The 14,617-nt window shown below is 59.7% G+C and carries 9 protein-coding genes; all 9 read left to right on the top strand.

The annotated features are described in order from the left end of the window. Positions 1-161: 161 nt before the first annotated feature. Entirely contained in the window at positions 162-3,290 is a 3,129-nt protein-coding gene (locus AC0L7L_RS08430; RefSeq protein ID WP_473513353.1) for an alpha-mannosidase, read from the top strand. A gap of 78 nt (positions 3,291-3,368) precedes the next feature. After that, positions 3,369-4,412 (top strand): LacI family DNA-binding transcriptional regulator, encoded by a 1,044-nt coding sequence (locus tag AC0L7L_RS08425; protein WP_272211395.1) that lies wholly within the window; start codon positions 3,369-3,371, stop codon positions 4,410-4,412. Positions 4,413-4,600: 188 nt separating this feature from the next. Further along, positions 4,601-6,514: an ABC transporter substrate-binding protein gene (locus AC0L7L_RS08420; protein ID WP_473513351.1), complete on the top strand. Its 1,914-nt coding sequence runs from the start codon at positions 4,601-4,603 to the stop codon at positions 6,512-6,514. A 109-nt stretch (positions 6,515-6,623) separates the two neighbouring features. After that, positions 6,624-7,610 (top strand): ABC transporter permease, encoded by a 987-nt coding sequence (locus AC0L7L_RS08415; protein WP_272211392.1) that lies wholly within the window; start codon positions 6,624-6,626, stop codon positions 7,608-7,610. 7 nt (positions 7,611-7,617) lie between these two features. After that, positions 7,618-8,754, top strand: a complete 1,137-nt coding sequence (locus AC0L7L_RS08410; protein WP_473513348.1) for an ABC transporter permease — start codon at positions 7,618-7,620, stop codon at positions 8,752-8,754. 9 nt (positions 8,755-8,763) lie between these two features. After that, a complete protein-coding gene (locus AC0L7L_RS08405; protein WP_473513346.1) occupies positions 8,764-9,804 on the top strand; it encodes an ABC transporter ATP-binding protein in 1,041 nt (346 codons plus the stop codon). After that, positions 9,801-10,868 carry an ABC transporter ATP-binding protein gene (locus AC0L7L_RS08400; protein WP_473513344.1) on the top strand — a complete coding sequence of 356 codons (1,068 nt, stop codon included), beginning with the start codon at positions 9,801-9,803 and terminating at the stop codon, positions 10,866-10,868. The genes AC0L7L_RS08405 and AC0L7L_RS08400 overlap by 4 nt, the downstream gene beginning before the upstream one ends. After that, positions 10,865-12,124 carry an HAD family hydrolase gene (locus AC0L7L_RS08395; RefSeq protein WP_272211384.1) on the top strand — a complete coding sequence of 420 codons (1,260 nt, stop codon included), beginning with the start codon at positions 10,865-10,867 and terminating at the stop codon, positions 12,122-12,124. The genes AC0L7L_RS08400 and AC0L7L_RS08395 overlap by 4 nt, the downstream gene beginning before the upstream one ends. Continuing rightward, positions 12,117-14,612 (top strand): hypothetical protein, encoded by a 2,496-nt coding sequence (locus AC0L7L_RS08390; RefSeq protein WP_473513342.1) that lies wholly within the window; start codon positions 12,117-12,119, stop codon positions 14,610-14,612. Before AC0L7L_RS08395 ends, AC0L7L_RS08390 begins: the two co-directional genes overlap by 8 nt. Positions 14,613-14,617 lie beyond the last annotated feature (5 nt).

Genomic DNA, 14,617 nt, shown 5'->3' with positions numbered 1-14,617 from the left:
CTTTTGTCTAGGGCCTAGACTGGACTTTAACGGATTTGTTTGCGATTTTCGCCACATATCCAACAAATAAACAAATTGAAAGCAAATTCAGTGTAAAAAATTTCACTGTATGGGCGGCGATGGAGGATAAGCTGACTGATTTCTCAAAGATATTTCACCTCGTGGAATTGCTCTCGAAGCACATATTCACGCCGACCGATATCACCGTCGATTTCCGATTCCAGGAAGCGCCGGCTGCCGCCCGGGCAAAAATGCTGGAAGGTCCACATCCCGATTGGGCTCAGGTAACGCCGGATACCGTGTGGGGCGCGCCGCAGAGCTATTTCTGGTTTGCGGGCTCGGTGCAAATTCCCGAGGCCCTTGAAGGCCAACGCATCTGCCTCGGCATCGAAGCGATGTTCGGCCGGGTAATGGGGCGCTCGGATCCCCAGTGCCTGGTGCGGGTCAACGGCGAGATCGTCCAGGGGGCTGATTATAACCATCGCGAAGTCTTGCTGACCAAGCGCGCGCGCGGTGGCGAGCACTTCACGATTATGATTGAGGCCGGGACGATTGAAGATCGTCGACAGCTCGGTTTCGGCGGGCGTCTTCTGGTTCATGACCTTGAAGCCGAAGCGCTCTATTATGATCTGAGGGCACCGCTCGATGTTGCCAAGCATCTAGACGTCAACGATCATCGCCGGGATTTCATCCTTAAAACCGTCTATCAGGCGATCAGTGTTGTGGACTTCAGACCCGGCAATCCGCGGCGTTTTGCAGACAGTTTGGCAGCAGCAAGCGCGGTCGCCGCCCGGATTTATGAGGCGGCAGACACCGAGATCGCCCCGCACATCACGGTCACCGGACACACGCATATTGATGTCGCCTGGCTCTGGCGCATTCGTGAGACCCGGCAGAAGATGGCCCGTTCGATGGCTACGGCGCTGCATTTGATGGCGGAATATCCCGAATACCATTTCATGTATAATCAGGGCCTGCTTCTGGATTATCTGGAGGAAGATTATCCCATCCTCTTTGAGGGGATCAGGCAGCAGCAACAGGCAGGCAATTTCGAGATCGAAGGCGCGCTCTGGCTGGAGCCCGATGCCAACATCACCAGCGGTGAGTCTCTCGTGCGTCATGTTCTGCGCGGCGTGCGCTATCACCTCGAAAAGTTCGGTGTGCGGCCACGTGTACTGTGGTTGCCGGATACCTTCGGTTACAGCGCCGCTATTCCGCAGATCATGAAACTGGCGGGCCTGAGCGTGTTCGTTACCCACAAGATGTCATGGAGCGACACCAACCGCATGCCGAATGAGGTGTTTTTCTGGCAGGGCATCGATGGCACGCAGGCTCCGACCTATTTCCTTACCACCCAGCCGGCAGACAGTACGTCGATCGGCACCACCTATTGTCCGGATCTCAAGGCCAGCCATGTGATGGGCACCTGGCGTCGCTATGCCCAGAAAGAGACAAATGACGAGTTGTTTCTCGTCTATGGTTTCGGGGATGGCGGCGGCGGACCAACGCGCGAGATGCTGGAACACATCCGCCGGATGGAGCGCGGCATTCCGGGTTGCCCGCGCGTGTCGCAGGGCTTCATGGGGCCGGCGCTTGACCGGATCGTCAAGCGGATGCACGAAACTCCGGGAGATTATCCCGTATGGGTCGGTGAGCTTTATCTCGAGTTTCATCGCGGAACTTTCACCTCGGTCGCCAAGGTGAAGCGCAACAACCGGCGGGCCGAGGCCATGCTCCGCGAGCTGGAAATGCTGGCAAGCCTTGCGTGGTTTTCGGCTGATGTGGACTATCCTGCGGCCGAGCTCGCGGCACTCTGGGATATCGCGCTGCTCAATCAGTTCCATGACATTCTGCCTGGTTCCTCGATCGGGCTCGTCTATGACGACAGCGATAACGACTATGCGGGTTTCTTTGGCCGTGCAGAGGCGCTGCGGCGCAGCCTTGCGACTCATCTTGCTGGCGAAGGTGAGGCGCTGATCGTCAATCCGTTCGCTCAGGCGGTGGCCGGACTGGTCGAGGTCTGCTCGGATAAACCACTCTCGCTCGCCGGGCGCGGTTCACAGGCGGTGATTTCCGCGGATGGCACGCGTTCTCAGATCGTGCCGGTCGAACCTGTTCCGGGCCTCGGTGCCGCGCAGATCGAGATCGGCACTGCGGCGGAACAGGCCGTGGGCTTTGGCGGTCTCTCCGTGGCGTCGGATAGTCTGGAGAATGAGTATCTTCGCGCAGGCTTTGATGCATGTGGGCGCCTTGTGGTGCTGATCGACAAGGAGACCGGGCGTGAATGCCTTTCAGGCGTTGCGAACCGGCTGCAGGCCTTCCGCGATCTGCCGGAGCAGTTCGATGCCTGGGACATCGATCGCACATTCGAGGATCAGGTCTTCGAGATCGATGGGCTTGTCAGCGTCGAAATTGCTGAAACCGGTCCCTATCGGGCAGCGCTGCGCTTCGAATGGACCTATGAAACTTCACGCATCGTTCAGGTGGTATCGCTTGCGGCGGGAAGCCGGGTACTGGAATTCGATACCTTTATCGACTGGCACGAGAAGAATACGCTGGTGAAGGCTGCGTTTCCTCTTGCTATGCGCACCACGCAAAGCGATGCTGAGATCCAGTTCGGGCATGTCTCACGGCCGACACATGCGAATACGAGCTGGGATCAGGCGCGATTCGAAAGTCCGATGCATCGCTGGGCATCCCTTGCCGAGCCCGGCTTTGGCGTCGCCTTTCTCAATGATTGCAAATATGGCTACGACGCGCGCGACACGACGCTCCGGCTGACCCTTTTGCGCTCGCCGACCTATCCCTGGCCGGAAGCGGATCAGGGGGAACACCGGTTCCGCTATGGGATCATGCCGCATCGCGGTCTCGAAAGTTCTGCTGTTTCGGTGGCGGCTGAAGCATTCAACCATCCCTTGACTTTGATACCAGGTGAAGGTGCCCCCCACGATGGGGTGCTGAGCCTGCCATTGTCCGTTGATAATGCCGCTATCGGCGTAGAAGCGGTCAAGCGTTCAGAGGATGGCGAAGGGCTGGTGGTGCGTCTTTGGGAGCGCCACGGCGCTGGCCAGAAGGTGCGGCTCGCTTTTGGGAATGTGATCGCACAGGTTTGCGAAGTCGACCTTCTGGAAGAGCCGATTGCCGTCCAGACCGTTGAGGGCGGGGTTCTGGATCTCGCCTTCACGCCCTTCGAAATAAGGACGCTGAAATTGAAACGGCGCGATAAGGGTGAAGGCAAGGCCGGGCAAAGCCTCTTTCTGGCAGCCAATGAACCTGCCAGAAAGGGCTAGTCCGGGCGAGAATGTCAGGCTGGCTGTTATGATGGCCCGATTCTCGTTCTTCAGGCTAACTGATAGAGAGGAACTGATATGGCCAAGGGCGCAAAGGTTGGCATGCGCGAGGTTTCCGAGCGCGCTGGCGTGGCAATCTCGACAGTGTCGCATGTTCTGAATGGCACAGCGCCGATCTCAGAGGAGGTGCGAGTGCGTGTACTCGACGCTGCACGGGATATCGGCTATCTGGCCCGGCGTTCGGCCCGGGCCTCCGTCAATGCAGTCAACAGGGTGCTTCTGGCCGTGCCGGAGGATGCGCTGCCCGACAGCGACGTCAATCTGGTGTCCTGGACTGTACTGAATGCGCTGACCCGCGAATGCGAGGATCGCGGTGTGCGCCTTGTTCCCTACACGCTCGGACGGGGCGACCCGGTTGCGGCGGTGGATGCGGCGGCGCGGGAAGCCAAAGCCGACGGCATCATTGTCATCAATGATGACCGCAGCGCGCTCCTTGATGCAATCGGGCGTTCCGGTATTCCCGCCGTTCTGATCAATGGCGAAGACCCCAACATGCATATCGACAGTGTGACCCCGGGGAACCGCTTTGCCGCTCAGAAGGCGACCAGGCTGATTATGGACAAGGGACACCGCCGAATCATCCACCTGACCTGGACAGGGCGGAAAACCGTGGAGCGCCGGCTCGATGGGTTTCTGGATGCCTTTCGTGACAGTGGCCTTCCGCTCGCTGACGCGGTCATTCTGTCGGCGGAAGGGTTCGAGCCTCAGCATGGGGATAGGGCCCTGACTGTGTGGCTGGAAGACCATCCCGACCTCGACGGCGCAACGGCGCTGTTCTGCGCGGCCGACAACCTCGCATTCGGGGCCATTCGTGCGCTGAAGCGGGCAGGGCATAGGGTGCCGCAGGATATGTCCGTCATGGGGTTTGACGGTGTGGCCCTCGGCGAGCTTCACAACCCGCCGCTAACCACCGTTTCGGTGCCGCTCGAACAATTCGGCTCGGCCGCGCTCGATCTTCTTGAGGCACGAGCCAAGAGCGGGCTTGCCCCGCGTGCCGCTCACCGTCTCGAACTTGGTTGCAATCTTGTTCTGCGCGAAAGCATTGCCACAGTCGAACGCTAGTAAGGCAACCACCTCAGATAATTGAATAAAAAAAATTTCATGAATTGAAATGGAATACGTTTCATGTGCATGGAATTTTTTTATTGCCAAAATTGATATATGGCTGTTAAAAAAAGGAACCGAAATTGATACTAGGCCAGCAAAGCGGGAGTTTGCTGCGCAATTCGATCTTCGACTGGAGGAAGTTAATGAAAAAAATTTTACAGCCGGGTGCGCTTACGCTTGCCCTTCTCGCCAGCGCCGCCATTCCGCATGCGGCCTATGCATTCCAGGAATCTCCGATGCTGAAGGCAAAGGTCGACGCCGGCGAGCTGCCGCCCGTCGACGAGCGTCTTCCGGCCAATCCGTCAGTCGTCGACGCAGCAACGGTCGGCCAGTATGGCGGGGTCTGGCATCGCGCCTATCGTGGCCCGGGCGACCGCTGGGGACCGACCAAGCTTATTGAGGAGCGAGCACTGAAATACGTGCCCGATGCCGAGGGTAACATCACGCTGATGCCGGCCTATATTGAAACCTATGCGGTCAATGAAGATTCCACCGAGTTCACTTTCACGCTGCTTGAGGGGCTGAAATGGTCCGACGGCGAGCCGGTCACGACAGAAGATGTCGCGTTCTGGTACAATGACGTCTTCATGAACAAGGCGCTGACACCGACCATCGATCCGACCTTTTCGCCGGGTGGTGAGCCGATGCAGCTCGAGGTCAAGGACGATCGCACCTTCACCGTCAAGTTTGCGAAGCCCTATGTCTATTTCCTCAACATTTTGGCCAAGGATTCGACTGGCGAGCCGAGCCTCGACCGCCCGTCATTCCTGTTTCCGAAACATTATCTGAGCCAGTTCAACGACCATTACGCAAGCGCAGACGAACTCACCAAGGCGGCGTCTGATTTTGGTGTTCAGCGCTGGAGCGATCTCTGGGGCTCCAAGGGGCCGGTCACTTCATGGTGGCAGAACACAGATCTTCCGGTGATCACAGCATGGAAGATCGAGACGCCGGCGCCGGGCAATGTCGTCACCATGGTGCGTAACCCCTATTATTGGGCTGTCGATCAGGAGGGTAACCAGCTTCCCTATATCGACCGGATCGAGCATCGCCTGTTCGAGGCCATTGATTCCTTCAATCTGATGATCGTTCAGGGCCAGATCGACATGCAGATGCGCTACGTAAACTCCAGCGACTTCACCTTCTACAAGGAGAATGAAGACAAGGGGGATTATCGCGTCGGCACCTGGAAATCCGCCACGGTCTGGTCATTCGTGCCCAACCTTAACGTTGAGGACGAGGAGCTGAACAAGCTCTTTTCCAACAAGGATTTCCGTCACGCGCTTTCCGTCGGCATCGACCGCGAGACGATCAACGAGCTTGGCTTCTCGGGTCTGGGTGAAGCCCGTTCGGTATCTCCGATTTCGGGGTCGCCTTATTTCAACGCCGACTGGGAGACCCACTGGACGGAATTTGACCCCGACCTTGCCAACGAACTGCTGGACGGAATTGGTTTGACCGAGCGTGACGGCGACGATTTCCGTCTGCGTCCGGACGGCAAGCGTCTGCAGGTCGTGGTTGAGGCCTATCACGATACCGCTGCGCCCATTCTTGAGATTGCGGCCGACTATTACCGTGATATCGGCATCGAACTCCTGCCGCGCATTATCGACCGCACTCAGTGGGATGATAACCGCGACAACAACAACTTCCAGATCCAGTACACGCCTGTGGACCGCCTGTCGGTCGTTTCCGCCGATCCGCGCAATTTTATGGGCAATGACAGTTATGCCCAGCAATATTACGCCTGGTACGAGACGGACGGTAAAGCCGGGATCGAGCCACCGGAAGGTGCAGAGATCCGCAACATCTGGGCGGACTGGGAGAAGGCTTCGGTCGCCGGTTCCATGGAAGAGGCGGACGCCGCGCTTAACGACCTGATCGGAACCTTCGTGAATGAAGGCTATGTCATCGGTCTTGTCGGTGAGGTCTCTATCCCGGTCATCGTGAAAAACGACTTCAAGAACGTCCGTGACGGCCTGGTCGAAGACGATGTCACGCGTGGCGTAGGTTTCGGGCAGACCCAGCAGTTCTGGATCGACCAGAGCCAGCGATAAACCGACAGGCAAAGCTCCCTCCCGAGCAAGGGTTCCGCGAAGATGCGGAGCTGGCCGGCCGCCCGTTTGGTTACGGGCGGCCGGTGGGGAGCAGTGCGGAGAGTAGACGATGGCAAATTTCCTCTGGCGACGACTTTTGTGGGCAATCCCGACCCTCATCGTCGTGTCCTTCATATCCTTCATCATCATTCAGCTTCCGCCGGGAGACTATGTCACCGCTTATGCCGCCGAATTGCGCAACAGCGGCGAATACATCACTGCAGCACAGGAAGACGCGATCCGCACGCAGCTGGGGCTGAACGATCCAGTCCTCGTGCAATATGTGCGCTGGATCGGCAATATCGTTTTGCATGGAGATTTCGGCCAGTCCTTTCACTGGAACGCCCCGGTCTCCGACCTGATCTGGGGACGGTTGGCGCTGACCTTGCTTCTGTCATCGCTGTCGCTGGTTTTTACCTGGATCATTGCGATCCCGATCGGCGTCTATTCGGCGCAACGGCAGTATTCGCTTCTCGATTATGTGTTCACCGTCTTCGGCTTTCTCGGTAAGGGGATCCCGGATTTCCTGCTGGCGTTGATCCTGATGTGGATCGGCTTCGCCTGGCTCAACATCGATGTCGGCGGGCTGATTTCTCCTCGTTTCGAGGGCGAGCCGCTCAGCCTTGCGAAAATCGGCAATGTTTTGAGCCATGTCTGGATTCCGATTGTCGTGCTGGCCACAGGCGGCGCGGCCGGCCTCATCCGAGTGATGCGCGCAAACATGCTCGATGAGCTCGGAAAACCCTATGTGGAAACGGCCTATGCGCAGGGGCTTTCCGAACGGCAGGTGGTTTGGGGCTATCCCGTGCGGGTTGCTCTCAATCCCTTTATCTCAACTGTCGGCTGGGCACTGCCGGCGCTGTTTTCCGGTGACGTTATCACCGCTGTCGTGCTCAACCTGCCGACCACGGGACCGCTGATGCTGCAGGCACTCAAGATGCAGGACATGTATCTTGCCGGGGCCTTCATTCTGATCCTCAGCGTGTTCACCGTCATCGGTACGCTGCTGTCCGACATTCTTCTCGCGTGGTCCGACCCGCGCATCCGTTACGCGTGAGGCCGTTATGACCTTTGAAACTTCAGTCTACGCAGAAGAAAACGCGCTGGCGGCGGCAGAGCAGAGCATCTACACCGCCAATTCATGGAAGTTGATGTGGTGGCGCTTCCGTCAGCACCGGCTTGCCCTGATCTCGCTGATCTTCCTTGTACTGGCCTATATCACGGCGATCTTCGCTGAGATCGTCGCACCTTATGCGCCCGATTCCATCGAGCGGCTGGAAACCTTCGTGCCGCCACAAATGGTGCGCGTCATCCATGACGGATCTCTGACACGCCCCTTCGTTTATGAACTGAAGCGCACACGTGATCCGGAAACCGCGCGTATTACCTATGTGCAGGACAAGACCAAGCCGTTGCCGATCCGGTTCTTCGTGCATGGCGAAAAATATAAGTTCTGGGGCTTCTGGAAGGCCGATCTTCATCTCTTCGGCATCGATGCCCGCCGCCAGAAGGTTAATCTTCTGGGTACAGACTCGCTCGGCCGCGATCTGTTCTCCCGTCTGGTGTATGGTGCGCGCGTCACCCTTTCGGCCGGTCTGGTCGGTGTGTTCTTCGCCTTTGTACTCGGGCTCTTCTTCGGTTCGATTTCCGGCTACTACGGCGGTTTTGTCGATACGGCGATCCAGAGAATGATGGAGTTCATCCGCTCGGTTCCGACGATTCCACTCTGGATGGGGCTTGCCGCAGCTCTGCCGATCGCCTGGGATCCGCTGTTTGTCTATGTCTTGATCACCCTCATTCTGGCACTGATCGGCTGGACCCATCTCGCCCGCGTGGTGCGTGGCCGCTTCCTGTCGCTGAAATCGGAAGACTATGTGATGGCGGCGCGCCTTGCTGGAGCCTCGGAATATCGCGTGATCACCAAGCACATGCTGCCGGCGATGACCTCCTATATCATCGCGGCGATGACGCTTGCCGTGCCGGAGATGATCCTCGGCGAGACGGCGCTTTCCTTCCTCGGTCTCGGTCTGCGCCCGCCGGTCGTCTCATGGGGCGTTTTGCTGCAGGACGCGCAGAACCTCCGCTCGATCTCGCTCGCCCCCTGGCTGCTTGCACCGGGTCTGGCCGTGGTCGCGGTCGTGCTGGCCTTCAATTTCCTCGGTGACGGTCTCAGGGATGCGGCCGACCCCTACGGACAATAGGTTTTTGCCATGCTGGACAAGACGAACAAAAAAATGCCACCCGAACGGCTTCTGCAACTCGACGATGTCGAGGTTGCCTTCAAAACCCGCGACGGGCTGGTAACGGCCGTCAACGGCGTAAATTATCACGTCAATCGCGGCGAGGTTCTTGGCATTGTCGGCGAGAGCGGCTCGGGCAAGTCAGTGACGGTCCGGGCGATCATGCGGCTTCTGGCCAGAAACGCGCAGGAGGGCAGCGGCGAAATACGTTTTAACCCGGATGGCGACAAAGAATACCGGCTCGACGGGCTTTCACGCGACAGCCGGCTGATGCGCAAGCTGAGGGGCGACAGAATCGGCATGGTGTTCCAGGAGCCGATGACCGCGCTTTCTCCGGTTCACTCGATCGGCAGCCAGATTATGCGCACCGTCATGTTGCATCGCCGCGCAAGCAAGGAGGAGGCGCGGGAGCGTGCCCGCGATCTTCTGGCCCGGGTGCAGCTTCCCCAGCCCGAACGGCTTCTCGACAGCTACCCCCACCAGCTTTCCGGCGGCATGCGCCAGCGCGCGATGATTGCCCTGGCGCTGGCCTGCGACCCGGCGCTGCTGATCGCTGACGAGCCGACCACCGCACTTGATGTCACCACCGAAGCGCAGATACTCGAACTGCTGAAATCGCTTCAGCAGGAACTCGGCATGGCGATCGTGTTCATTACCCATAATTTCGGTGTGGTTGCCGATATCGCCGACCGGGTCGCGGTGATGTATCTCGGCCGGGTCGTGGAGACCGGGCTGGTCGATGACATTTTCTACAATCCCCAGCACCCTTATACGCGGGCGCTACTGGGGTCGATCCCGCGCCTTGGCCAGAAGAAACAGCGCCGCCTGAGCGTCATTAAGGGCTCGGTGCCGGATCCCTACAACATTCCCTCCGGCTGCGTGTTCCACACGCGATGCGACTATGCCGATCCGTCGGTTTGTGCTGCGAAGACGCCGCCGCGCGTGCCCTTTGATCACGGCCAGGAGGCGCTCTGTCATTTTGCCGGAAAACTGCCGGAGGCCGGAGCATGAGCGACTATAATATCATCAAAGGTTCCATGCCCGACGATGTGCTGATCTCCGTTCGCGGTCTGAAGAAGCATTTTACCGTGAAGGGCGGGCACAAGGGGCGTGAACTGAAGGTGCTGCGCGCCGTTGACGATGTCTCCTTCGACATCCGCAAGGGCGAGACCTTCGGGCTTGTCGGCGAAAGCGGTTCGGGTAAATCGACCGTGGCCCGGCTGATCCTGCGCGCCTACACCCTGACCGGCGGCCAAATCCTGTTTCGCGAGAACGACGGTCAGGTGATCGATATCTCGGCGATGAGCGACAAGGAACTGCGCCCGGTGCGTCGCGAAATGCAGATGATCTTCCAGGATCCCTATTCCTCGCTCAATCCGCGCATGACGCTGCTGGATCTCATCGGCGAGCCGATGGTGGTGCATGGTTATTCCAAGGACGAGATCGCCAAACGCGTGGGCGAGTTGCTGTCTTTCGTCGGTCTCAGGCCCGAATATGCCACGCGCTACCCCCACGCCTTTTCCGGTGGTCAGCGCCAGAGGATCGGCATCGCGCGCGCGCTTGCTCTATCGCCTGCCTTTATCGCGGCCGATGAGGCGGTTTCCGCGCTCGACGTTTCGGTTGCCGCCCAGAACATCAACCTGCTGCAGGACCTGCAGGAGAAGTTTGACCTGACCTATCTGTTCATCACCCATGATCTCGGCATGGTGGAGCATATCTCCGACCGGATCGCGGTGATGTATCTCGGGCAGATCGTGGAGCTTGGCGAGACGGACCGGCTGTTCTCCCGCCCGCGTCATCCCTATACGGAAGCGCTGCTGGGCGCCGTGCCGCAGCCTGATCCGCGCAAGCGTTCGTCTGAAAAACGCGGCGTGCTGAAGGGCGAGGTGCCTGATGCCTCCGATCCGCCATCGGGCTGTGCCTTTCATCCCCGTTGCGCCTACGCCACCGAGCGCTGCGCCAGCGAAAAACCGGCACTGAGAACCGTCGATGGCCGCGATGTACGCTGTCACCACGCCGAAGCGCTTACACTTGAAGGCGTTGGTGAGGATGCGGGGCAGGGGGTCGGCGCATGAGCCTCTGTTCTCTGGCCGAACCGGCCCCACCCGAAGGCGTGCCTGACGATGATTTTGCGATGGCCGAAACGCACCGGCCGGTGCTGATGATCGACTGCGCCGAACCCGCGCCGCCAATCGCACTCGGCTATAGCGTGATCCGCCATACTGCCCGGTCGCCATCATCGAAGTTCGATATTACGCCGCCGCAAGGCGGATCGGTGATCGAATACGCGATCTGGCACGACTGGGATATCCAGCATCTCTACGACCTCGAACATGTGTGGGTGCACGTCGATGCCGAAGGCGCCGTCGTTCGCGTTGAAGGCTCGATGCATGGCATGCGGGTTTCGGTCGATGACGGCAGCGGATTGCCTGAAATGAGGGGCACACGACCAGTGCTTTACGTGGAGCCGGGCAAACACGCGCTTTGGGGCGTTTCGCGCATCATGTGCTCCATGGTCGGGGCGAAGATTGCCGAAATGTGCGGGCGTGATGCGGGTGCGGGCGGTATTCATCTCGGCAATGCCTTTGCCGAAAGCGGTGCCTGGTCGGCAACACCGGAACAACATCGCCTGGCCCGGCTCGCCATGAAACGGGCGGCCTTCGTGCCGCGCTTCGATTTCATCGCCGCAGCGCAAGAGCCGGCGCTCGTGCCATGGACGGCGCTCGAACAGTGGATCCCGAAGCGGATGCAGGCGCTGATCGCCGCGCTCCCGGAGAGCGTGCCGCATCTTGAGGCGGTGTTTCTCGATTGCGGCGATACGCTGATCGACGAGGCGACCGAGGTGAAAAAGCCCGGCAGCGAAGTGGTGATCGAAGCCGAGGAAATCCCCTTCGCCATGGATGCCGTCCGCACGCTTCACGCACTCGGCTACAGGCTGGCACTGGTCGCCGACGGCCCGCGCGAAACCTTCGAGAACATGCTGAAGCCGCGCGGTATCTGGGAGCTGATGGAGAGCCATTCGATCTCGGGCGATATCGGCGAGAGCAAGCCGTCGCCGATGATGTTTGCAGCCGCACTTCGCGATCTCGGCCTTGGCGCGGCTGACAGATCACGCATCGTCATGGCCGGCAACAATCTCGCCCGCGATATCCGTGGTGCGAATGAGTTTGGCCTCATCAGCCTGTTCGTCGCCTGGTCGAAACGGCGCACACATCTGCCCGCAGACTCTTCGGAGAAACCGCATTTCCATATCGACAGCCTCGATCAACTGGTGGCGATGATTGAAACCATCGAATTATCCTTGCCCGACCGGGAGACCGCCCATGGATAATGTCGCGCGCTTTGTCAGCCAGACGGGCGAGACGGTAACGGCCTTCGCGCTTGGTCCGCTTGAGGCGCAATACTATCCCGGCGCGGTGACGCGCGGGACAGACAATGTCGACTACAAGTTCATCAACGGCTTTGTCGATGTTGGCGAACTGCCGTGCCGGACGGCAGTGCGCGCGGAGATTGCGGGCCGCAACGTTGCGCTGAAGGATGACTTCCAGATCGTCTCGACCAATCTGCCGGGGTTCAACCGCAGGCTTGATTTCTCCGGTTTCTGGCATCGTCCGACGCGGCTGTCGCGCTGGGTACGCACCCGGCTCGTTCCGCCGAAATCGGGCAGCTTTCCCTTCCGCCTCGCGACATGCGGTGGTGCGCACGTCTTTGTTGATGGCAAAGAGATTGCCGCGTTCGAGCCCTATACCCGCAACGAGGCACAGGAAATGGAACTGGTCCTGCCGCTTGCAGACGGCGGCTCCGATCTGGTGATGCTGGTGGAGGAAATTGCCGAGCGTGACACCAATTACTTCGTCGAACTGACCTGGCTCGGCGAGGGCGCGCTTGAAGCCGAGGTGCCGGGGAATTCTGACGGCAACACGCTCGAAATGTTGATGGAACTTGCCCGTGCCATCCGCCCGGATCGGGTCGTTTTCAAAAAAGGCGCTGATCTGCGTCTCATTATCGACCGGCCGTCAGAGGCCCCTGTGATGGTCGAGGCGAAGGTGCAGCAGAGTGTCCACATGCATCATCTGCCGCCGCTGTTTGAAGCAATATCCACACTGAGGGCTGGCGAACAACAGCTGGAATTCGCGTTGCCCGATGAACTTCCCGACGGGTATCATGAACTTGATATCGGGTTCCGCATTGGCGACAGCCGCATCGAACGCAAGATCGCCTTTGCGCTGTTGCGTGAGGACGGGCCAAGCCGCCTTGAAGGCAGCCTCGCGGCACGCAAGAAAGCGGGCCTCGCTTACCTTGCGGCAAACGGTGAACTCAGGGTCGGGCGCGTGCTTGCGCGCCTCACGCTCGGTCTAGCCCTCGATGACGGCGATCGGGCGGCGCTTGCCGACACGCTGGATGCCATTGATACGCGGCGGGACTGCTCCGACTTCGTGATCGTGCCGCTGCTTTGGATCTACGCTATCCACCGGGACGCCCTTCCGGAAGCGCTTCGCGCCCAAATCGAAACCGCCATCCTCGGCTACCGCTACTGGATGACTGAGCCCGGCAATGACACGATGTGGTTCTGGAGCGAAAACCATGTGCTCTGCTTCCATGTTGCCGAACTGATCGCCGGTGAGCTTTTTGCCGATGCCGTGTTCACCAACTCCGGCATCAGCGGGAGCGAGCATGCGGCTCTTGCAGAAACGCGCCTTGAACGCTGGTTCGATGCCGTTGAGGATCACGGCCTCGCCGAGTGGAATTCGGCGGCCTATTACCCGATTGATTTTATCGGCCTTCTCGCTTTGCAGCGTTTTGCCGGTGAGGCCATCAGGGCGCGGGCCGAAAAGGTTCTCGACCGGCTGTTTTCCATGATCGCGTTACACACGATCAACGGGGTCTCGGCCGGAACCATGGGGCGTGCCTATGACAAGGAGCTGCGGGCCGGGCCGCTCAGTGAACTCGCACCGTTCGCCACAATTGCGTTCGCAACCGGCTGGCTTAATCGCGGCGTTGCGGCGTTGCCGATGTTTTGCGCTGGCGATTATAGCCCGCCTGACGGCCTTGGTGACTGCGCCGCCCCGCCCGAGGGCCGGGCGGTTTGTGCTCATTATGTGCAGGGCTATGGTCGTGCGGCGCAGCTTGCTCTGTACAAGACGGCGGGTGTGCAGCTTTCGGCCAGCATCGATGCCACGCCCGGCGCGAAGGGACATCAGCAGCATCTGGCCGATGTGCAGGCCGCGGGACATCCGATGGCGCGGGTCTGGGTCAACCATCCGGGCGCGGACGATCCCTGGGGGGCGGACAGGCCGTCCTTCTGGGCGGGCAACGGCATCATGCCGCGCGTCGGCCAGTTCCGCAATTGCTGCCTGTTTCTGAGCGATCTCGGCGAAAATCCGCGTCTCGCCTTCACCCATGCCTATGCCCCGCTCGCAGCCTTCGACGAACATATTGCCGGGCCGGATTTTCTGGTACTGCGCTCTGCGGGCAGTTTCATCATGCTGAAGGCGACGGGGCCGATCACAGCCATACAGCAAGGGCCGGGCGCGGGCATCGAGCATCGTGTCGAGGGCAAGCGCACCGGCTGGGCGATTACGGTCGGCGAACTTGCAGGCGCCGGCCTCGCCGATGTTGCCGCCCTTGCCGGTCGGACGCGGCTTGTCCTCGACGAGGCGCCGCTGAGCCTCGCATTCGAAGGTCCGTTTTCGCCTGCGCTCCGCCTCGACTATCGCGACGGCCTGTTCGTTGAAGGCCGCCACACACACTTTCCGACCTTCTCACAAACGCCTGAAATCATCTGGCAACCGGCTTTTGCCGTGCCGGCTCCGAACTGAAAAGA

It is taken from the genome of Martelella sp. K41-7, assembly GCF_055808365.1.
Note: the sequence above shows the minus strand (reverse complement) of the source record. Positions and strands in the feature narration are given on the sequence as shown.